Raw genomic sequence first — 19,283 nt, 5'->3', positions numbered from 1 at the left:
ACTCCTGAAGGGCAACTCGTCACCGGTTGGCCAGGCGACGCTGGAGTTCGACGTGGCGGAACTGGTAGACCGTCCCGACCTGACGCAGCACACCCCGGTGCTCGTGCGCGTCAGCGAGAAAGGCCATCAGCTCTCGCGGCAACCGGCCCCGCATCGCCAGCCACGCCCGCGCCACGGCAAACGATCCCCACGCCGTCTCGAGAAACCCGGCCGTGAGCCCGAACGCGAGCCCGCCTGCGAGCCCGCCTGCGAGCCCGACCGTGAGCCCGACCGTGAGCCCGACCGTGAGCCCGACCGTGAGCGCGAATGATCGGAGTGCGGCCCAGTCCTGGACGAGGATCGATATGGGATCGGCAGCCGCTGTGAGGTCAGCCGCAGCGGCTTCGAGCCCAAAGAGGAGCCCGAACGCGAGCCCGGCCGTGAGCCCGGCCGTGAGCCCGACCGCGAGCCCGAACGCGAGCCCGACCGCGAGCCCGAACGCGAGGCTGGAGACGCTGGGGCGCCACCGTATTTGCCGCGCCGGGATTCCTGCCTCCCACACGAGCCCGGCCGTGAGCCCGACCGTGAGCCCGACCGTGAGCCCGACCGCGAGCCCGAACGCGAGCCCGAACGCGAGCCCGAACGCGAGCCCGAACGCGAGCCCGAACGCGAGCCGGGGAAGCCAGCGCCGGTGTGGTGAGACAGCGGTGGGGAGTTGCCACCAGGCAAGGTCGGGGGTGCCGTGCAGGTTGTGGTCGAGGTGGCGGGCGAGGAAGACCAGCCACCGTTCGGCGTCGGCTGCCGGCCAGGGGCAGCGCCGGGCCGGGTCGGGATGGGGCCGGTAGGCGGCGGGGATGAAGGCGTCGAACAGGTGCTCTTCGACCGCGGAGCGGGTGGGAAAGAGACCCGGGTTGAGTAGCTCGAGCGGTCGACGAGGGACAGCGGTCAGCGCCTCGCCTGGGCGAGGGTTGTAGATGGCGCGGGCCAAGGTGGTCATCAGGGGGGTGGTCAGTGCCTGCGCCACCGGAGGGGGAGGGCTGGCGGTGAGGGTGGCAAATACCGGGTCCCACCGGGCGGCCGCAGCCGGCCCACCCGCGGAGGCGTGCAGGTAGTCGGTGATGGCGGCGGCGTCGAGCGGGCACAGTTCGACGCCCGCGGCACCGGTCAGACGGACCTCGATTCCCCCGGCCGAGCGTACGGCTGCCTGGTAGGGCCGGCTGCGGGCAGCCAAGACCAGCCGCTGCCCCGGCCGCAACGCCTGGTTGATCCGGGCGATCGCACCGCCCCGGACCGTTTCCGGGATCTCATCGAGCCCGTCCAAGACCGCCACGATCAGCCCTGCGTTCAGCAGCGCCCGCCCCCGACTCAACCCGCCGGGCCCCGGGGCCGGGTCACCCAGACCGGGATGGTCGGCGATCAGCCGGGTTTCCAACCAGTCGTACAGGTGCTGCCCGGTCGGGTTCCAGGAAGCCAACGGCACCAGGACCGGTACCGGCTCGGCGGGGCCACGCCGGGCAAGCAGGTCCAACACCAAGCGCACCAGCAGCATCGTCTTGCCCGCCCCCGGCTCGCCGAGCACCACCAGCCGCCCGGTCGGCACCCGGTCCAGCGCCTCAATCAGCTCGTTGCCGCTGCCGGTGAGCCCGGCCGGGCCGGCGGCCCAGATCCCCGCCGGCGGTGGGGACGGCCAGCCGGCACCGCCGCCGGTCGCCAACCGGACCAGCGACTCCCAGTCCTGCACCAGCCCCGGATCCGCCGGCTGCCAGCGCACCGGCAGCGCGTACGGATCGTTCAGCCTGCGCAGCTCCGCCTCAGCCGTCCACTGGTCGCGGACCGCGACCGCGATCTGATCGGCGACCTGCTCCACCGTCAGGTCCGCGTTGTCGGCTCGGTCGTCCCGGTAGGAGGCCCACGCCAGCCACAGCCCTGGGGGCCCCAGGACACCGCCCACCACCCCGATCCAGGCGATCCCCGAGTCCGGCCGCAGCACCCACGCCAGGACACCGGTGACACCAGCCGACAAACCTAGCAACAGCAGCGTGATCAGACCGGCGCGCCGCGCCCGAGATCCCCCCATGTCACCATCATCACGACCAGCCGTCAGCGCCCGCACACCGCCAGGTCCGCACGCCATCCACCAGCCCAGATTCAGCGACCTACATCACTGAAGGTCACGTTGTGTCGAACCGGGCGCTCCTATGAGCCGACGGGTGCGACGGCCGGGTGGTGTGCCGGGTGATGGTGGGCCGGGCTGGTGTGGATCGTGGCGGCGGCCAGCCGGGGGACGTGACGCAGCAGGTGTGCCTCGGCGGCGTGGGCGATGTCGTGGGCGTCCACCAGCGACAGCTGCGGATCGACCGTCACGTCGACTTCCGCGCGCAGCGCATGGCCGATCCAGCGGATCCGAAGCTCGCGGACCGCGCGGATGCCCGGGGTGTGGGTCAACGTGTCGGTGGCCTCGGCGACCAGGGCCGGGTCGACCGCGTCCATCAGCCGGGCCGTCACCACCCGGGCGGCGGAGCGCAGCACCCCGAGAATGACCACGGTGATCGCCAGTCCGACGGCCGGGTCCGCCCATCGCCATCCCAGTGCGACACCGCCGGCGCCGGCCAGGACCGCGAGGCTGGTGAACCCGTCGGTGCGGGCGTGTAGCCCGTCGGCGACCAGTGCCGCCGATCCGATCCGCCGGCCGATGCGGATCCGGTAGCGGGCCACCAGTTCGTTGCCGGCGAAGCCGACCAGGCCGGCGGCGGCGACGGCGCCGAGGTGGCTGACCGGGCGTGGGTGCGCCAGCCGGTCGATCGCCTCGAAGGCGGCGAGCCCACTGGACAGCGCGATCATGACGAGGACGGCGATACCGGCGAGGTCCTCTGCCCGGCCGTAGCCGTAGGTGAACCGGTTGCTCGGTGGGCGCCGGGCCAGCGTGAAGGCGATCAGTAGCGGGATCGCGGTCGCCGCGTCCGCGACGTTGTGCAGGGTGTCGCCCAGCAACGCCACCGACCCTGACACGGCCACCACGATCGCCTGGACGGTGGCGGTCAGTCCGAGACCCGCGAGGCTCGCGAGCAACGCCCGCCGGCCGGCGGCGTCGGCCTCCACCGCGTCGTCGATCTGGTCGGCTGTGTCATGGCTGTGCCCGCCCGCCGCCTGCGAGAGAGCGTGCCGCAGTCGCGGGCCGATTCCACGGAGCTGCGCCCGATCGCGGTGCGGGTGGCTGTGGGACGGGTGGCTGTGACCATCGCCGACATGCGCGTGATCGCCCTCGCCGGGGTCATGCCGGTGGTCGGTGCTCATCGGCCGACGATAACCGGAAACGATCATTGCGGTCGCTTTGCAGGTGCGCCCGGTCTGCTGCTGCCCGTCCTGGCCATCGGCGCATCCTGGTCTCCTGCCACACCCGTGCAGACCGTTGGCTGGGCGTGGATCGCCTGGACAGAAGCCTCAAAACGGGCGGCCGGCTCTTAACGATGTGAATCTGATGCTCCTACCACAACACCAGATTCACATCGTTCCCAAAGAGCGCCCGGCAGCCGACGCCAGGGACGATTCCGCCACGCGGGACGGTGGTCTGGTCAGGCGCGGACGGGGGCGTTGACCAGCGTGCGTGTGGTCGGCTGCGCGGAACCGCCGGCCGGCTCCACGGTGACCGCGATGGCGCGGGCGGCACCGACCCCGGTCAGCAGGCGGTCCACCGCCACCGCGCGGCCGTCGGCGGTGCCGGCGGAGCGCACCCCGTCCGTGCCGACGAACCAGAACTGGTAGACCCGCCCGCCGGCGAGCGCAGGCAGGTCCCGCGCAGAGACCAGCGCGCTGTCGGCCACGGCCACCACGGCCAGGCTCCCGCCGCCGTCCAGCGGCATGCTAGCCGAGCGTGACAGCGCCACGGATGCGAGCGCGCTCAGGCGGTCGGCGCGTTGGCGCTCGTCGTCCAGACGCCGGTGCTGATCGGCCACCGTGAGGCCGGCCGCCGCGACCACCGCCGCGGCGGCGGCCGCGGTTACCGGACGCAGCCAGCGCGGGCGGCCGTGCCTCTTCTGCGGCCGCTCGGCCTGCGCCGGGAGCTGCGGGGTGGTCGCGATCCGCCCGAGCACCGCCGACCGTAGCGACGCGGGCGGTTCCAGCGCATCAGCCTCGGTCAGGGCTGCGGCGGCTGCCCGCAGCCCGGCCACCTCCTCGGCGCAGAACTCGCATCCGGCGAGGTGCGCCTCGACCTGTGCCCGCTCGTCGTCGTCCACTGCGTCCAGGGCGTACGCACCGGTCAGCGTGTGGACGTCCGGGGGAGTCATCGTCCGACCCCCAGGCAGTCACGCAGCCGGATCAGGCCGTCGCGCATCCTCGTCTTCACCGTTCCCACCGGGACCTTCAGGTACTCCGCGACTTCACGGTAGGTGTATCCGCGGTAATAGGCCAGTGTGATCGATTCCCGTTGGATGCCGGTGAGGCGGTCCAGACAGCGGCGCACACGCTCACGCTCGAGTCTCGCCTCGACCTGTTCGACCACGTCATCGAAACCGTCGTCGTCCCGATAGTCGAGCAGGGCAACCCTGCGTTCACGTTCGGTCGACGCTTGTACCGAGCGGACGCGATCGACGGCCCGGCGGTGCGCGAAGGTGCAGACCCAGGTCGCAGCGCTGCCCTTGGCCGGGTCGAAGCGGGCGGCGGTCCGCCACACCTCGACGAACACCTCCTGCGTGACCTCCTCGGACTGCGCGGGGTCGCGTAGTACCCGCCGGACGAGCCCCAGCACCCGCGGGGCGAGCAGGTCGTAGAGGGTGGCGAACGCATCGGCGTCACCGCGGCCGGCGCATTGAAGGAGGTCGTCGGCACGTCCCGCGGCATCGGACCCGGTGCGTGGCGCGGCATCGGGCGCACTGCCCGGCCCGCTTTGCGGTCCGATGTCCGGCGCGAGGCGCAGCACACGGCGTGGATTCTCGTCGCCTCGCATCGACACCCGTTTCCCGTCCTGTGCGGAGCTTTCGGGATCGCTCCGAGCGTGTGATCGTGTTCCTCGCATTGTGCCTCTGGCAGTGTCATCGCGGTAACATCTAACTCATTGATCCGTATCGGGTCGGCTTCGGCGAGGAGATCATCACGTGGGAGCGCGGCTGGAGCTGGCGGATGCTTACCTGCACACTCCGGGCTCGGACCCGACGTGGAGCGAGAGCCGCTACGTCGACTTCTACGACGCCACCGCACGGGTCGGCGGCTGGCTGCGGCTGGGGATGCGGCCGAACGAGGGGCATGCCGAGGTGTCCGCGTGCGTCTACCTGCCCGACGGCCGGGTCGCCTTCGCCTTCACCCGCGCGCCCATCGGTGCCAACGGTCTCGCGGCGGGCGGCCAGGAGTGGTCGGTCGGCGAACCATACGTAGCCGGGCGGGTGCGCGTCGCGGGCGAGGCTCTGCTGCTGGACGACCCGTGGCTGCTCACCGACCCCAGGCGGGCGTACGCACAGTGCCCACGGATCGAGTGCGAACTGGACCTCGTGACATCCACGCAGGGGCTGGCCGCGGTGATGGGATCCGATCAGGAGCACATCGAGAAGATCTTTCTGCCCGGTCAGGCCGACTTCCACTACCAGCATCTTGCCCACATCACCGGGACGGTCCGTGTCGGTGACATGGTGTGGCAGCTCGACGGCCGGGGCGGCAAGGACCACTCGTGGGGCCCGCGTAACTGGCAGGCGAAGATCTACATGCGTTGGCTCATCTGTTCCCTGGACGACGACACCGGGTTCATGCTGCTTCGCGCTGTCGGCCCGACCAGGAGCACCCGTAGCGGACATGTCTGGGTGGGCGGTGAGTTCGCGGTCGTCGACGACTTCGAGATGCACAACGCCTACGCCGGTGAACCCCACCATGAGCTGCGGTCGGTGTCGGTACGGATCTTCGCTGCCGACCGGGAGTGGTCCGCGAGCGGACAGCCGGTGGCATGGCTGCCGGCTCGGCACCGGCGAACCGGAGCGGACGGCGTCGAGAGCATCCTGCGCATCGTCAAGTCACCGACCATGTGGACGTGGCCGGACGGGCGCGTCGGCGTCGGACACTGCGAATACCACGACCTGCTCCAGGCGGGCGTGCCCGTCGGATTGGCCGACTGATGCCGGACGGGTCGCGGGAAACCCCGGGTCTGGCCGCGCGGGCAGTCCAGGAGTGGTTTGGCGAGCACGTCCCCGCTGCCGCGGGACCACTTCGGTTCGACGTGGTCGTCGGAGGTGGCCACTCGAACATCATCTATCGGGTGACGGACTCGGGTGGCCAGAGCTTCGCGCTGCGTAGGCCTCCGCTGGGTGCCTACCCACCGGGCGCCCACGACGTCATCCGGGAGGCCCGGGTTCTCTCCGCGCTCGGGCCGAGCGCCGTACCGGTGCCGCGGGTCCTCGCCGTGTGCGATGACGTTGAGATCACCGGCGCGCCGTTCGTCGTCATGACCTGGGTCGACGGGCACGTCGTGGCGACACCGGGCGACGTCGAACGGATCCTGCCCGATCCGTCCACGCGGCAGCGGGCCGCCTGGGAGCTTGTTGACACCCTCGCCGACCTGCACGGGGTCGACGTCACCGCCGTGGGTCTGGGCGACCTGTCGCCGCGAGGGGATTTCATCGCGCGAGCGTTGCACAGGTGGTTGCGCGTCTGGGACCGCGTCCGAACCCGCGACCTGCCGGTCGTGACGGAGCTGGCCGACCGCCTCGGGCGGAGCCGCCCGCAGCGGTCCCGGACCGGTCTGGTGCACACCGACTTCCGTTTCGGCAACGTGATGCTCGGTTCCGACGGGCGCGTGGTGGCCATCCTGGACTGGGAGCTCGCGAGCGTCGGTGACGTTCTGGCCGACATCGGCGTGCTGCTCAACAGCTGGGAGCTACCGGCGGACGCAACGCCGCCGGTGTGGATGCAGACCCCGCCGACCCGCGCGGCCGGATTCCCGGACCGCACGGCGATCATCGACCGGTATGCCGAGCGCACCGGGTTCGACCTGGCGGACCTGGCGGACGTGGCGTACTACCGGGCCTTCGCCTACTGGCGGATGGCGGTGATCGCTGAGGGTGTCAAACGCCGTTACGAGTCCGCGAGTCTGGCCGGTAGCCCGGTCGACTTCGCCCATCTCGACCGCCGGGTGATCGACCTGACGGAACTGGCCGACCTCCAGCTGCGGGCGTCTACCGCCTGAGGGGCCGAATCCGTCCGATTGATCTATTGACATGTGATGACGCTCACATGTTTTGATGTCCGTGCGGGTCATCCATGCGCGGGGTCCAAACGTTCGGTAACCATCCAAGGGGGAGAAGGAACATGTCCAGCAACACTGACGTCATCAACGGTGCGTACGAGGCGTTCGGGCGGGGTGACGTCGCCGCGGTCTTCGCAGCGTTCGCGCCCGACCTCGAGTGGACTACTCCGGAGGGCATGAAGGCCCACGGCATCGGCGGCACCCGCAAGGGGCACGCCGAGATCGGTGCGTTCTTCGGCCAGCTGCAGGCCGTTTTCGCCGAGCTGCGCCTTGAGCCGCAGGAATTCGTGGAGTCCGGCGATCGGCTCGTCGTGCTCGGCACCCACCACATGCGCGCTCCCGGTGGCACGACCGGCACAGTTCGGTTCGTACACTCCTGGACCGTGGTCGACGGTAAGGCCATCCGGTTCGAGGAGTTCTACGACACCGCCGAGGTGAACCGCCTGCTCGCGAGCTGACCTGTTCCGGTCGCTTCGCGCGACGAGGATGCGGGGCGTCTTCAGTGGTGACGCAGGCGTTCCATGGCGCGTCGGTCCTGCTTGGTCGGGCGCCCCGTGCCCCGGTCGCGGACACCCACCGAAGCGGTAGCCTCGCGCGTCGGCGGTGGGCTCTGATCGATGAAGCATTCCCCGGCGACGGTGGCGCTGGTCCGCTTGCACAGGATGCGGGTGACGACGACGATCCGCTCGTGCCCGTCATGGCGTACCCGCACCGTGTCCCCGACGCGCACCGCGTGGGCCGGCTTGACACGTTCACCGTTGAGATGGACGTGCCCGGCACGGCAGACGGCGGTCGCCTGCGACCGCGTCGCGAGCAGCCGCACAGCCCAGATCCAGCTGTCGACCCGCGCGGTCAGTTCCTGCGACGCCATACCACGACTCTACGAATTCGGCGGCGGCGGCGAGGTCAGGCCGTCGTGACCGGCGGCGTGGCGTCATCCGGTGCGGGGCGCGCCACCGGGCAGCCGCGCGGGAAGGTGCCGAGCTCGGCGATCTTGTAGCCGGCGGGGTAGCTGCGGATGTTGGCTCGCTGGCGGGTGTACAGCGGTTCGGTGCGTGGCGGCAGGAACCGCACCACCCGCCCGCGCAGCCGCACCGCCGCGGCGCACGCGGCCTGTTCGGCCCGGGATATCCGCGGGTAGCCCAACGCGGCGCGCAATGCGTCGTCCATCAGCCCCAGCGCGAACCGTCTGATCAGTGCAGCGGGTGCGTGTTGGGTGGGTGGGAACGTGGTGAACAGCCTGAGCGTGGCGTCGGCGACGGCGCGCCCGCCCGGGTCGGTTCCGCCCGTTCCGGTGGCGAAGTGTTCGGCTTCGTAGGCGTCGAGATAGGCGGCGAACTCCTGGTAGGTCGCCGGGATTGCCGTCATCCCCATGTGCCGCCCGAGTTCGCGGTAGTAGTGGGCGCTCGCGACCTTCTCGGTCTCGCAGAGGCGCCGCCAGCCGAACCGGTCGATCCAGCGGATCGGGACGACGACGAACGTGGACAGCACGTACACGAAATCCTCGTTGGAGATCGAGTAGGCGCCGTGCATCTGGTTCATGCGGCGGATCGCGGTGCGTCCCCCCGGGCCGGCGAAGCCGTGTTCCAGGACTGCGTCGAGGATCAGCGACGTGTCGTCGTAGCGCTTCTGGACGCGTTCGGTGAGTTCGCCCGTCCCGGCGAGCAGGCTCCCGATGGATGGGACGGCGTAGGTGCGGAACAACGCGAACGACAGTGACTGGTTGTAGTCCCACGGGAATTCGTGCGTGACGCTGATCCGGTAGATCTCGAGGAAGTCCGTCGTCGGGTCGAGCTGTTCGATGTGGTGCAGCCAGTCGAAGCGCTTCATCCGGGCTCCTCTCAGGGGACCGAAAAAGGATGTGAATCCGATGCTGCTCCAGTAGCAGTGGATTCACATCGTTGAGAGCGCCCGGGGCAAGGGGCGTGGATCAAGGAGCGGGACTGGGGTGCGTGCATCGCGACGCGGACGGCCGGTCACGGGCCGGACAGCGCCGGGGCGAGCGCGAGCAGTCTGCGGCCGAGCGGGTCGTCCCCGGTGATGACGACGTCGAGGTCGTCGAGCCTCCTACGGTCGCCGACCAGCAGGCAGAACTCCACCGTGCCAAGGGTGATCTCGGCTGCGGGCGGTGTTCGCGCGGCACCCTCAGCGCCGCCGGCATGCGCGGCACCCTCGGCACCCCCGACGGCGCCGACGGCGCCGACGCGCACCAACCAGGATCCTCCGCCCGGCCCGGTGAGCGTCAGCTCGACGGTGCCCGCCGGCGGCTCGGACACCCCTGGGATGTCGAGGGTGGACAGCTCGTCGAGCAGCCGCGCGGCAAGGTCGGACATGACGTGCAGATCGTGGGCGAGCGGGTCGGGCAGGCGCAGGCCCACGGCGTGGGCGATGTCGCGGGCATGGATCCACGTCTCGAAGGCCCGGGCGGTGAGCTGGTCGGCCACGGACATCCCGATGCCACCGACCTGGATGGACCGGCCGGCGAGGTTCGGCTCGGCACGCAGCCGCGCCGCGATCGCGTCGACACCGTCCCGCCACAACGCGCGGGCATACTCCGCTGGTCGGGTGCGGGCGTGGGCGATCAGCGCCTCGCTGTGGGCGACGACGTCCTGACGCGGATCCACCGGCGGGTCCGCGGGAATCCCGATCGCGGCGGCGAGCAGGCCGTCGGTGGCTGCGACATGGGTGACCAGGTCGCCGATGGTCCAGCCACGCACCGGGCTCGGCGCAGCCCGGGCCGGGCCGTCGAGTTCGGCGAGCGCGGACTCGAACAGACCCACCGCCGCCGCGAACGGCGCGGCAAAGGCGGGTACCGACGGCGCCGGCCGGCGCCGCGCCAGCGCCGCGGTCACGACCTGGGCGGTCGGCGGTGGCGACCCGGCACCGGTGTCCGCGGTATCGGCGTCGGCGGCATCGGCGTTCGGGGCATAGCTGTCCGGGGTGTCGGCATCTGCCCGGCCGATGAGCGTGGCGAGCGCCACCGCGGCCCGGCGCAGTGTCGTCGCCTCCTGCGCACACGCCGCGCAGCGGTGGACATGCGCCGTCACCGCCACGGTCTCCTCGGCGTCGCAGGCGTCCAGCGCCCATGCCCCGAGAAGGTCGGTCACGTGCCCGCCGCTTGCGTTCACCTGCCCGCGCCCTCCCGTGAACCGACCTCGACCGTTACCTGGAGGGCCGAAGGCGATGCGATCGTGGTTCTGGCGCATCGCCGGAGGCCGAAGTCCCCTGGCCACCAACGGTAGGTCCCGCCGCCGCCGAAAGCCAGCCGTGTGGCATCCGGACATCGGGGACCTGTGATTGTTTATACGATTATGAGGTGAGGTTGCGGTACTGATGCACGGCCAGCGGTGCGAACACCGCACCGATGCCCACCGACCAGACCACCGACTGCCACACCCAGTGGAGCGCGGGGCCGCCCTCCATGAGGGCACGCACAGCGTTGATCGTGACGTTGGCCGGCTGCACCGTCGCGTAACCCCGCAGCCAGCCGGGCATGGTGCTCACCGGCACGAACGCCGAGCTCGGGAACACCAGCAGGAAGAACGGCAGGATCGAGGCGACCTGCGCCGTCTCGGGATCCTTCACGGCGAGGCCGATGGATGCGAACACCCACGACATGGCGTAACCGAACAACAGCACGAGCCCGAGCCCGGCGATGATCGCTGGGGCGGAGTTGTTGAAGCGGAACCCGATCAGGATCCCGACCGCGATCATAATCGGCAGTACCACGACGGCGCGGCACAGGTCGGCGACGGTCCGTCCGGCGAGGACGGCCGAGCGGGCCATCGGCAGGGCACGGAACCGGTCGATGATCCCGCTCTTGAGGTCTTCGGCCAGCCCGACCGAGGTCGCCGCGCCGCCGATGAGCGACGCCTCCACGAAGATGGCCGGGACGATGTAGTTGACATAGACACCGCCGGGGACGGCGATGGCGCCACCGAGGACATAGCGGAACAGCAGCAGGATCAGCAGCGGCTGGGCGCTGGAGATGAGGAGCAGCTGGGGCGTGCGCACGAGCCGGACCAGATTGCGTCGGGCGATTCCGGCGATGTCGCCCAGGGCGACGGTCGGGCTGAGCGACGCCGTGCGCGCCGCCGGTTGGTCGAGCGTGACGACGTTCATGCGCTCCTCCGCGGGGTTCCAGAGATCGCGGGTATCGGAGCTGGCAGAGCCGTTTCTGCCGCACCGGCCGCACCGGCCGTTTCTGGCCCCCCGGCCGTTTCTGGCCCTCCGGCCGCACCGGCGGCGGTGGCGGCGGTGGCGGACCGGGCGCCGGAACCGCCATCGGCCGGCTCGCCGGCGGCGTGGCCGGTCAGCGAGAGGAACACGTCGTCGAGCGAGGGACGCCTGATTCCGAGATCGTCCAGGGCGACACCGTCGTCGTCGAGACGGCGTCCCGCGGCCAGCAGGACCTTGGCCCCGCCGCCCGTCGGGACGGCGACCCGGCGTCGCTCGGCATCCAGCTGGGGCGGACCGTCGCCGAGGTCGGCCAGGAGAGCCGCGACCCGTCCGAGGTCGGCGGGGTCGACGACCCGGGCTTCGAGCATGGCGCCGCCGGCGCGGGACTTAAGCTCGTCGGCGGTGCCGGCGGCGACCACCCGGCCCCGGTCGATGACGACGATCCGGTGCGCGAGGCGTTCGGCCTCCTCGAGGTACTGGGTCGTCAGCACGACGGTGGTGCCGTCGGTGACCAGGTCTTCGATGAGCGTCCACAGCTCGTTGCGGGTCCGCGGGTCGAGGCCGGTGGTGGGCTCATCCAAGATCAGTACGGACGGGTGTCCGACGAGGCTCGCGCCGAGGTCGAGGCGTCGTCGCATGCCGCCCGAGTAGGTCTTCACCTGGCGGTCGGCAGCCTCGGTGAGCGAGAAACGGTCCAGTACCTCCTGCGCCCGCCGGCGCCGTTCGGCCTTTCCGACGTGGTAGAGCAGCCCGACCAGTTCGAGGTTCTCCCGCCCGGTGAGCATCTCGTCCACGGCGGCGTACTGGCCGGCCAGTCCGATCATGGACCGCAGCCGCTGCGCGTGCCGGACGACGTCGTACCCGGCGATCGTCGCCAGGCCGCTGTCCGGTCGAAGCAACGTTGCCAGGATCCGCACCAGGGTGGTCTTGCCTGCGCCGTTAGGGCCGAGCAGGCCGAGGACCGTGCCGGCGTCAGCACTCAGGTCGACCCCTGCCAGGGCGTCGATCGACCCGAATCGCTTGGTCACCGCTCTTACTTCGATCATCGGCGTTGTCATCGCCCTCCCACTCTCCTCGTCCGGTGACAGCCTCCGTGACAGCCTTCGTGACAGCCTCGGTGGCAGCCTCATCGTCGACGGCTCCCGGCCCGTTGTCTGCACCTGGCCGGGAGCCATCGTGGGTCGTCGAGCCGAAACCGCCGCAGAGCAGGTCCCAGCGCAGGTTCCACTGCAGGTGTCCCACTGCAGGTCCCAGCACAGGTTCAGCCGACGGCGCGGGACGTCTGGAACATGGTGTCCAGGGTCACCGGTTCCAGTTTGCGGTCGGCGATGAGCTGCTGGATCTGGTCGAACAACCCGAGGATCGTCTGGTGGTTGGCGTGACCGATCATGATCGTTCCTGGCTGCAGGTAGCGGCGGGCCAGTTCCATGAGCTGCTCGGGGCTGATCAACGTCGAGTCCCCGAAACTTCCGTTCCACAACAGGATCCTGGTGAAGCCGAGTTCGCCCACCAGGGCGTCGACGTGTGCGTTGTGTGCCCCGTAGGGCGGTCGGAACCAGGGACGGGAGGCGATGCCGAAGGTCTGCTCGATCCACTCCTCGTTCCTGTCGATGTCCGCGCGGATCGCGTCGTCGGGGCGACCGAGCAGATTCAGGTGGGTCCAGGTGTGGTTCGCGATCTGGACCTGGCCGGCCTCGACCAGCGGACGGAGGGTGTCGGCGTGGCGGTCCCAGATTGCCCGGTAGGCGCCGTTGGGCGCAAAGGTGATCGGGATTGCGGAGCGGCGGGCGAACTCCACGTAGCCGGCCACGGTCTCGGGCGAATATCCGTCATCAATCGTGATCGCGATCCGCCGGGTCGGTGCGGGCGCTCCGAACACCACCGACGGGCTGCCGGGCCGGGCCGGCGGGATCGGTGGGAGTGCCGGCTGGGTTGTCGGGCCGACATGCGGCGCGCTGGCCGGATTCCCGATGGTCCGCCCGGGGGCGGGCACCGGTGCCGCGATGGGACGCGGCCCGCCGGCGGCGCTGGGTCGTGGGGTCGCAGGTTCGCCCGAGCAACTGGTCAGGGCCTGCGCCGCGCCGACTGCCAGCAGGGTGAGCAGCGTCCGGCGATCCATGGTCGGAACGGTACAAGCCGTTCGAACGGGGTGGGGCCCCGCAGGCATTCCCGGTGCCGCGGCGAGACGAAAGGTTCATGATCGCATCAAGGCGGGTCGGCCATGGTCCGACGTTCGGTCTCGTGCCATCCCTGAAGGTCGTCTCAAGTAAGTACTGCGGCTGGCGGGAAGGTGCTGCTATTGTGACGTGCGTCCCATACTTTATTGAGTTCGACTCGATAAAGTCAGGCCACGTTCCCGGAGGAGCGCATGGACCGGCGCATGGATCGAAGGACCGGGCTCTACATCAACGGCCGCTGGCGGGCACCGAGCGGTGACGGGACGATCGAGGTCGTCGAGGCTGCGACCGAGGAGACCATCGGCGTGGTGCCGGCGGGCGAGGCTGACGATGTCGCCGCCGCCGTCACCGCCGCCCGGGCGGCCTTCCCTGCCTGGTCGACGAGCCCGATCGAGGCCCGGGTCGCGCTGTTGCGGGAGCTCGCCGACGGGCTGGACGCACGCGGCGGGCAGCTGGCGACGATGATGAGCCGTGAGGTCGGCACGCCGCTGGTCACCTCCGAGCGGGTCCAGGTCGGCCTTGGCGTGTCGGTCATCCGCTCGATCGCGGACGTCGCCGAACGGCTGCCCGCCCACGAGCGGATCGGCTCGTCGATGGTGCTGCGGCTCGCCGCCGGAGTGGTCGGCGCGATCACGCCGTGGAACTACCCGCTGTACCAGCTGACCGCCAAGGTCGCGCCGGCGCTCGCGGCCGGATGCACAGTGGTGGTCAAGCCGAGCAGCGTCGCGCCGCTGGCCGCGTTCGTGCTCGCGGACATCGCCCACGAGGTCGGTCTGCCCGCCGGCGTCCTGAACATCGTGACGGGCCGCGGGGCCGTGGCCGGGGAGACCCTGGTCAGTCATCCCGAGGTCGACCTGGTCAGCCTGACCGGGTCGAGCGCCGCGGGCGCCCGGGTCGCCCAGCTCGCCGCGCCCGGCATCAAGCGGCTGACCCTGGAGCTCGGCGGCAAGTCCGCCTTCATCCTCTGCCCGGATGCCGACCTCGACCGCGCGGTGGACAACGCCGTGCGCGGCTGCTTCGTCAACAACGGCCAGACCTGCTCGGCGACGACCCGGCTGCTGGTCCCCCGCGACCTGCTCGACGAGGTGGAGGAGCGCCTGGTCGCTCTGGTCGGGGCGCACGTGGTGGGCGACCCGCTGGACCCGGCCACCACGATCGGGCCGGTGGCCTCGGCTGCGCAGGCGCGTTCGATCGCGTCCTATCTGGACAAGGCCGCGCACGAGGGCACCGTGCTCGTCGGCGGTCCAGGCCCCGTGCCCGGGCTCGACCGCGGATACTTCGTGCGTCCCACCGTGGTGAGCCGGCTGCGCAACGACGCCGTCCTCGCCCGCGAAGAGATCTTCGGCCCGGTGCTCGCGGTCATCCCGGTCGCGGACGTCGACGAGGCTGTCACCGTCGCCAACGACTCCGACTACGGCCTGTCCGGTGCGGTGTTCGCCGCGGACGACGCCGCCGCGGTCGCGGTGGCGCGCCGGTTGCGCACCGGCCAGGTCTCGATCAACGGCGGCCGGTTCAACGTGCGAGCGCCGTTCGGCGGTTTCCGGCGTTCCGGTGTGGGCCGTGAGCTGGGCGAACACGGGCTGGCGGAGTACTTCGAGCTGATGTCGCTACAGCTGCCGGAGGATGCCGGCCGTGCGTCGAGGCCGGCCGTGGCATGACCGACGGCGGGTTAGAGCATGACGGCGAGTTACAGCATGGGGTCGGGGTTCTCGCAGCCGGTCCGGCTGACGCGGTCACCGCATGGGCGGGGCTGGACGCCGCCGGCATCGCAGCCGCGGTCGTGGCGTCCCTGGCCGCCGCGGAACAGACGGTGAGCTGATGTCGGCAGACAGCAGCGACAACCAGCCACCGGGCACGGTCGTCGTGACCGGAGCGGCCCAGGGCATCGGACGCGCGTTGGCCCACCGCCTCGCCCACGACGGCCACACGTTGGTGCTCGTCGACCTCGCGGCCGAGTCGCTGCGCCGTGTCGCCGACGATCTCGGCGCCCGTGCGGTCGTGCTCGACGTCACCGATGCGGACGCGGTCGCAGGCCTGGCGCAGGCCGCGCCGGACTGCACGATGCTGGTGAACAACGCCGCCCTCGTCATCGAAGGCGCGCTGGCGGACACCAAGGCCGCGGACGCGCGCAGAGTCCTCGACGTCAACGTCGTCGCGCCGTTGCTGGTGTCCCAGACGCTGGCGCCGATCATGGCGGCCCAGGGCGGCGGCAGCATTGTGAACCTCTCCTCGGTCACTGCCCGTTACCACCCGCCCGGGACCGGGCTGTACAGCGCGTCCAAGGCCGCGCTGGAAGGGTTGACCCGGGCGCTCGCGGTGGAGTTCGGGCCGCTGGGTATCCGCTGTAACGCGGTGGCGCCCGGCACGACTCCGACCCCGGGGTCCGACGTCCACTACGGCGACGAGAACGCGCGGATGCGGCGGGCGGCGGTGCTGCCGCTGCGCCGGCTCGGCACGGTGGACGACATCGCCGAGGCCGTGGTGTTCCTGCTCTCGTCGCGCGCAAGCTATGTGACCGGTGAGGTTCTCGCTGTCGATGGTGGCTACACAGTCGCGGGCGGTCACTTCTTCCGGCTTGCTCGGTCCACCCGAGATGGAGACAGCAGATGACCATTGACGCCCAGTCGTGTCCGTTTCCAGGGCTTGACCTGTCCAGCCCGCAATTCCTCGCGGCGCCGCAGGACTGGTACGCCCGGATGCGGGAGCAGGCACCGGTCTGCTTCGCGCCGGGCAACGGCTGGTACGTCGTTGCCAGCGCCGAACTCGTCCGCGAGGTCCTGCGTGACACGCAGACCTTCTCCTCCGCGGGCCTGAGCAAGCATGCACCGCCGCCGCCGGAGGTCGCCGAGGAGGTGGCCGCGATCCGCGCCCGCGGCTGGCCCTACGTTCCGGCGCTCGGGACCAATGATCCGCCCCGGCACACCCAGTTGCGCAAGCTCGTCAACAAGGCGTTCACCCCGCGGGCGCTGGCCTGGATGGAGCCGCTGGTCCGCCAGACCGCCGATAATCTTGCCGCTGCCTTACCCGACGGTGAGCAGGTCGACTTCTACACCGCATTCGCGGAGCCGTTGCCGGCCTGGGCGATCTGTCGGGTGCTGGGGCTGGCTGACTCACGCCGTGGCGATGTCCGACGGTGGACGCTCGCGGCCACGGCCACCATCGGTGCCCGGCCGGACGCGGCGGGCTGGATCAGTACCGAGGAGGACCTCCTCGACTACCAACAGGCGATCGCCGCCGAGGTCGACCGGTGCCGCGAGGAGCCGGGGGAGGGACTGCTGTCGCAGCTGGTGGCCGCCGCCGGCGACCTCGGACCCGGCGAGGAGCCGATCGAGCTGGCGCACCTGCTCACGTTGGTACGTGAGCTGCTGGTCGCCGGGAACGAGACGACCGGTCGGCTGATCGCGGCAGCGGTCTACCTGCTGGACCGGCACCCGGGGGAGTGGGAGCGGCTGCGTGCCGACCCGCAGCGGGCGGGCGCGATCGTGGAGGAGGCGCTGCGGTGGTCGACCCCGGCCCAGGTCGCCTACCGTCGCGTCACCCGGGACGTCCGGCTCGGTGGTGTCGACATTCCCGCCGGATCCCGCCTGGTGGTGTCCTTCGCCTCCGCCAATCGGGACCAGCTGTCTTTCGCAGATCCCGACGGTTTCGATCCCGACCGTCCGGGCGCACGGACCCATATGGCTTTCGGCCAGGGGCCGCACATGTGCGTGGGCGCCGGGCTTGCCCGCATCGAGGGCGTGACGGCCCTGCAGGTACTCGCGGAACACGTCGACTCTCTTGCCGTGGTCAACCCCGGGCAGCTGCGCTACACCCCGAGTTTCATGGTGCGGGGCCTGGACTCGTTGCCCGTGATCGTGCGCCGCCGCCCCGCTGTGCGGGAGAACGCGTAGTGACCGCCTCCTGGCACCGGTGTCCTCGTCCGGTTATCGTGCCTTCTATCTGTATGTGAAGTAAAGAAACTCGGTGAATTGATCATGTCTTGACCATGTTCTCGAGGAGGGGGTCCGCATGTCGACCCGACGTCCGTTCCGTTTCGCTGCCCAGAGCTACCGGGCGGCTGATGCCCGGGAATGGAAGGACACGGTCCGCCGGGTCGAGGAGCTGGGCTATTCGGCCCTGCACGTCTGCGACCACTACATCGGGGCCGGGCCGGCGATGGATCCCACCGGTCATCGGCCGGTGACGCTCGCGCCGGTGCCGGCCATGGCCGTGGCCGCCGAGGTCAGCTCGGTGCTGCGGATCGGCTGTCGCATGTTCTGCGTGGGTTACCACCAGCCGGTGGTGCTGGCCAAGGAGATCGCGACGCTCGCGGTCCTGGCCGAGGGTCGGATCGAGGCCGGCCTGGGCGCCGGCTGGCTGGAGGCCGAGTACACCGCGATGGGGGTGCCGTTCGACAGCGGGGCGCACCGGGTCGACCTCCTGGCCGAGGTGCTGGAGCTGCTCGACATCTGGTTCGCCGGCAAGGATGTCGCCGTGGACGGTGGCCAGGTGCGGGCAGCGGGCTTCGCCCCGCTACCCGTCCCGAAGCTGCGGCCGCCGCTCATGGTCGGCGGCGGCTCGCCGCGGGTGCTGCGCCTGGCCGGCGAGCGCGCCGACATCGTCAGCATCAACTTCGACAACCGGTCCGGGGTCATCGGACCGGCCAGCATCGCGGGTTCCGGGCCGGAGCAGACCCACCGCAAGCTGGCCTGGGTCCGCCAGGGCGCGGGAGAGCGGTTCGACGACATCGAGCTGGAGACCGCGGCCTACTTCGTCGCGATCGAGGGTGCGGCGGGAACAACCGAGGCCGAGCTGTCGGCCCAGACCGGCCTGGACGCGGCGGGTCTACGCGCGTTCCCGCACGCGTTGGTGGGTTCGGTGGACGAGATCTGCGACCAGCTTGAGCGGCGGCGCGAGGAGTACGGCTTCTCCTATATCACCGTCGGCGACCGGGTGCTCGACTCCTTTGCACCCGTGGTCGCCCGGTTGACCGGTCGCTGAGAAACGGATGCGCGGAGAAACGGATTCAGGGGTGCAGGACACCGCGGTTACCGTCGGTCCATATGCGGGTGAGTTCCCGGCGGGTGAAGCGCCAGCCGTCGGGCGTGCGGCGCAGCTGGTCGTCATAGCGCGCGCCGATGGTGTAGAGCTCGCCGCCCGGCACGCCGTGCCGCACGTGCTGGGCGTGGACGTAGGCGGTGTGCTCGGCGGTGTCGCCGTGTACTCGCACCACCGAGTTGGTGATCTGATGCTGGGTGGCGTCCAGCGGTTCGAGTACGGACCGCAGCGACTTGATGATCGCGTTCTGGCCGGTCAGGTCGCCGATGGACCCGCCATAGGTGCACACCGCGTCGTCGGTGAACAGGCCATCCAGGGCTGCCCAGGTCCTGGTGTCCAGAGCGGTGGCATAGGCCGCCACCACGTCGAGGATGGCGCCCCGGTCGGCGAGTTCGGCGAGTTCGGCGAGCTGTCGGGCGAGCGCTGCTGGTACGGGGGCTGTTGTCATGGTGCTGGACCGTACCGCCGGTCGGCATGGTTTGTCATGGATGACTACAGAAAGTCCATCCAGAACGTTCATCCAGATAAGATCTTTTCCGATGAAAGCGATGAAAGCGATGAAAGCGATGAAAGCGATGAAAGCGAGGACGCCGATGGTGACACCGCCGGTACGGGGCTGGGAGGACCTCTCCGCTTTCACGCTCGACGACGACGGCGAGGCGGAGCTGCTCGCGCAACAGACGGAG

The 19,283-nt window shown here is 70.6% G+C and carries 20 protein-coding genes; 9 read left to right on the top strand and 11 right to left on the bottom strand.

Annotated features, from left to right (window positions below):
* Positions 1-19: 19 nt before the first annotated feature.
* The 4 genes from U9983_RS08905 to sigK all read right to left on the bottom strand — a co-directional run bounded on the left by U9983_RS08905 (position 20) and on the right by sigK (position 4,924).
* Entirely contained in the window at positions 20-2,056 is a 2,037-nt protein-coding gene (locus U9983_RS08905) for an NACHT domain-containing protein (protein ID WP_322753562.1), read from the bottom strand.
* A 119-nt stretch (positions 2,057-2,175) separates the two neighbouring features.
* On the bottom strand, positions 2,176-3,273 hold the full coding sequence (locus U9983_RS08900) for a cation diffusion facilitator family transporter (RefSeq protein ID WP_322753561.1): 1,098 nt from the start codon (positions 3,271-3,273) through the stop codon (positions 2,176-2,178).
* Positions 3,274-3,551: 278 nt separating this feature from the next.
* On the bottom strand, positions 3,552-4,265 hold the full coding sequence (locus U9983_RS08895; protein ID WP_322753560.1) for an anti-sigma factor: 714 nt from the start codon (positions 4,263-4,265) through the stop codon (positions 3,552-3,554).
* Entirely contained in the window at positions 4,262-4,924 is a 663-nt protein-coding gene (gene sigK, locus U9983_RS08890; RefSeq protein ID WP_322753559.1) for an ECF RNA polymerase sigma factor SigK, read from the bottom strand. The genes U9983_RS08895 and sigK overlap by 4 nt, the downstream gene beginning before the upstream one ends.
* Before the next feature lie 148 nt (positions 4,925-5,072).
* Here sigK and U9983_RS08885 point away from each other — a divergent pair, with 148 nt between their 5' ends.
* From U9983_RS08885 to U9983_RS08875, 3 genes are all read left to right on the top strand, one after another.
* Positions 5,073-6,077 (top strand): hypothetical protein, encoded by a 1,005-nt coding sequence (locus U9983_RS08885; protein ID WP_322753558.1) that lies wholly within the window; start codon positions 5,073-5,075, stop codon positions 6,075-6,077.
* On the top strand, positions 6,077-7,144 hold the full coding sequence (locus tag U9983_RS08880; RefSeq protein ID WP_322753557.1) for a phosphotransferase family protein: 1,068 nt from the start codon (positions 6,077-6,079) through the stop codon (positions 7,142-7,144). The genes U9983_RS08885 and U9983_RS08880 overlap by 1 nt, the downstream gene beginning before the upstream one ends.
* A 122-nt stretch (positions 7,145-7,266) precedes the next feature.
* Positions 7,267-7,662 carry a nuclear transport factor 2 family protein gene (locus U9983_RS08875; protein WP_322750083.1) on the top strand — a complete coding sequence of 132 codons (396 nt, stop codon included), beginning with the start codon at positions 7,267-7,269 and terminating at the stop codon, positions 7,660-7,662.
* Between the two features lie 41 nt (positions 7,663-7,703).
* On the opposite strand, the gene U9983_RS08870 is transcribed toward U9983_RS08875, so the two are convergent.
* From U9983_RS08870 to U9983_RS08845, 6 genes are all read right to left on the bottom strand, one after another.
* Positions 7,704-8,075 carry an RNA-binding S4 domain-containing protein gene (locus tag U9983_RS08870; RefSeq protein WP_322753556.1) on the bottom strand — a complete coding sequence of 124 codons (372 nt, stop codon included), beginning with the start codon at positions 8,073-8,075 and terminating at the stop codon, positions 7,704-7,706.
* Positions 8,076-8,110: 35 nt separating this feature from the next.
* Positions 8,111-9,034, bottom strand: a complete 924-nt coding sequence (locus tag U9983_RS08865) for an oxygenase MpaB family protein (protein WP_322753555.1) — start codon at positions 9,032-9,034, stop codon at positions 8,111-8,113.
* A 146-nt stretch (positions 9,035-9,180) separates the two neighbouring features.
* Complete coding sequence (locus U9983_RS08860) at positions 9,181-10,311, bottom strand: maleylpyruvate isomerase N-terminal domain-containing protein (RefSeq protein WP_322753554.1); 1,131 nt, start codon at positions 10,309-10,311, stop codon at positions 9,181-9,183.
* 202 nt (positions 10,312-10,513) lie between these two features.
* Entirely contained in the window at positions 10,514-11,326 is an 813-nt protein-coding gene (locus tag U9983_RS08855; RefSeq protein WP_322753553.1) for an ABC transporter permease, read from the bottom strand.
* Positions 11,323-12,441: an ATP-binding cassette domain-containing protein gene (locus tag U9983_RS08850; protein WP_322753552.1), complete on the bottom strand. Its 1,119-nt coding sequence runs from the start codon at positions 12,439-12,441 to the stop codon at positions 11,323-11,325. The genes U9983_RS08855 and U9983_RS08850 overlap by 4 nt, the downstream gene beginning before the upstream one ends.
* 203 nt (positions 12,442-12,644) lie before the next feature.
* Positions 12,645-13,502, bottom strand: a complete 858-nt coding sequence (locus tag U9983_RS08845) for a polysaccharide deacetylase family protein (protein ID WP_322753551.1) — start codon at positions 13,500-13,502, stop codon at positions 12,645-12,647.
* A gap of 261 nt (positions 13,503-13,763) precedes the next feature.
* Here U9983_RS08845 and U9983_RS08840 point away from each other — a divergent pair, with 261 nt between their 5' ends.
* From U9983_RS08840 to U9983_RS08820, 5 genes are all read left to right on the top strand, one after another.
* Positions 13,764-15,218, top strand: coding sequence for an aldehyde dehydrogenase family protein (locus U9983_RS08840; RefSeq protein ID WP_322753550.1), 1,455 nt, complete (start codon positions 13,764-13,766; stop codon positions 15,216-15,218).
* Complete coding sequence (locus U9983_RS08835; protein ID WP_322753549.1) at positions 15,215-15,379, top strand: hypothetical protein; 165 nt, start codon at positions 15,215-15,217, stop codon at positions 15,377-15,379. The genes U9983_RS08840 and U9983_RS08835 overlap by 4 nt, the downstream gene beginning before the upstream one ends.
* A complete protein-coding gene (locus U9983_RS08830; RefSeq protein ID WP_322753548.1) occupies positions 15,379-16,170 on the top strand; it encodes an SDR family oxidoreductase in 792 nt (263 codons plus the stop codon). The genes U9983_RS08835 and U9983_RS08830 overlap by 1 nt, the downstream gene beginning before the upstream one ends.
* Positions 16,167-17,450, top strand: coding sequence for a cytochrome P450 (locus U9983_RS08825; protein WP_322753547.1), 1,284 nt, complete (start codon positions 16,167-16,169; stop codon positions 17,448-17,450). Before U9983_RS08830 ends, U9983_RS08825 begins: the two co-directional genes overlap by 4 nt.
* 118 nt (positions 17,451-17,568) lie before the next feature.
* Positions 17,569-18,540: a TIGR03621 family F420-dependent LLM class oxidoreductase gene (locus tag U9983_RS08820; RefSeq protein ID WP_322753546.1), complete on the top strand. Its 972-nt coding sequence runs from the start codon at positions 17,569-17,571 to the stop codon at positions 18,538-18,540.
* A gap of 25 nt (positions 18,541-18,565) precedes the next feature.
* On the opposite strand, the gene U9983_RS08815 is transcribed toward U9983_RS08820, so the two are convergent.
* On the bottom strand, positions 18,566-19,045 hold the full coding sequence (locus U9983_RS08815; RefSeq protein WP_322753545.1) for a nuclear transport factor 2 family protein: 480 nt from the start codon (positions 19,043-19,045) through the stop codon (positions 18,566-18,568).
* On the opposite strand from U9983_RS08815, the gene U9983_RS08810 reads away from it, so the two are divergent.
* Positions 19,044-19,283, top strand: a 240-nt coding sequence (locus U9983_RS08810) for a hypothetical protein (protein ID WP_322753544.1), incomplete at its 3' end; no start/stop codon positions are given. The genes U9983_RS08815 and U9983_RS08810 overlap by 2 nt on opposite strands.

The sequence above is a fragment of the Protofrankia sp. Cas3 genome (assembly GCF_963555955.1).
Classification (GTDB): domain Bacteria; phylum Actinomycetota; class Actinomycetes; order Frankiales; family Frankiaceae; genus Protofrankia.
The sequence above is the reverse complement of the archived record's forward strand: the minus strand, read 5'-3'. Positions and strand labels throughout refer to the sequence as shown.

What these genes read in the sequence shown, in the direction of transcription:
- U9983_RS08875 (WP_322750083.1), top strand. Translation starts at nt 7,267, where the DNA reads ATGTCCAGCAACACTGACGTCATCAACGGTGCGTACGAGGCGTTCGGG.
- sigK (WP_322753559.1), bottom strand. Translation starts at nt 4,924, where the DNA reads ATGCGAGGCGACGAGAATCCACGCCGTGTGCTGCGCCTCGCGCCGGAC.
- U9983_RS08840 (WP_322753550.1), top strand. Translation starts at nt 13,764, where the DNA reads ATGGATCGAAGGACCGGGCTCTACATCAACGGCCGCTGGCGGGCACCG.
- U9983_RS08855 (WP_322753553.1), bottom strand. Translation starts at nt 11,326, where the DNA reads ATGAACGTCGTCACGCTCGACCAACCGGCGGCGCGCACGGCGTCGCTC.
- U9983_RS08895 (WP_322753560.1), bottom strand. Translation starts at nt 4,265, where the DNA reads ATGACTCCCCCGGACGTCCACACGCTGACCGGTGCGTACGCCCTGGAC.
- U9983_RS08820 (WP_322753546.1), top strand. Translation starts at nt 17,569, where the DNA reads ATGTCGACCCGACGTCCGTTCCGTTTCGCTGCCCAGAGCTACCGGGCG.
- U9983_RS08880 (WP_322753557.1), top strand. Translation starts at nt 6,077, where the DNA reads ATGCCGGACGGGTCGCGGGAAACCCCGGGTCTGGCCGCGCGGGCAGTC.
- U9983_RS08865 (WP_322753555.1), bottom strand. Translation starts at nt 9,034, where the DNA reads ATGAAGCGCTTCGACTGGCTGCACCACATCGAACAGCTCGACCCGACG.
- U9983_RS08845 (WP_322753551.1), bottom strand. Translation starts at nt 13,502, where the DNA reads ATGGATCGCCGGACGCTGCTCACCCTGCTGGCAGTCGGCGCGGCGCAG.
- U9983_RS08850 (WP_322753552.1), bottom strand. Translation starts at nt 12,441, where the DNA reads ATGACAACGCCGATGATCGAAGTAAGAGCGGTGACCAAGCGATTCGGG.
- U9983_RS08905 (WP_322753562.1), bottom strand. Translation starts at nt 2,056, where the DNA reads ATGGGGGGATCTCGGGCGCGGCGCGCCGGTCTGATCACGCTGCTGTTG.
- U9983_RS08830 (WP_322753548.1), top strand. Translation starts at nt 15,379, where the DNA reads ATGTCGGCAGACAGCAGCGACAACCAGCCACCGGGCACGGTCGTCGTG.
- U9983_RS08870 (WP_322753556.1), bottom strand. Translation starts at nt 8,075, where the DNA reads ATGGCGTCGCAGGAACTGACCGCGCGGGTCGACAGCTGGATCTGGGCT.
- U9983_RS08835 (WP_322753549.1), top strand. Translation starts at nt 15,215, where the DNA reads ATGACCGACGGCGGGTTAGAGCATGACGGCGAGTTACAGCATGGGGTC.
- U9983_RS08825 (WP_322753547.1), top strand. Translation starts at nt 16,167, where the DNA reads ATGACCATTGACGCCCAGTCGTGTCCGTTTCCAGGGCTTGACCTGTCC.
- U9983_RS08815 (WP_322753545.1), bottom strand. Translation starts at nt 19,045, where the DNA reads ATGACAACAGCCCCCGTACCAGCAGCGCTCGCCCGACAGCTCGCCGAA.
- U9983_RS08900 (WP_322753561.1), bottom strand. Translation starts at nt 3,273, where the DNA reads ATGAGCACCGACCACCGGCATGACCCCGGCGAGGGCGATCACGCGCAT.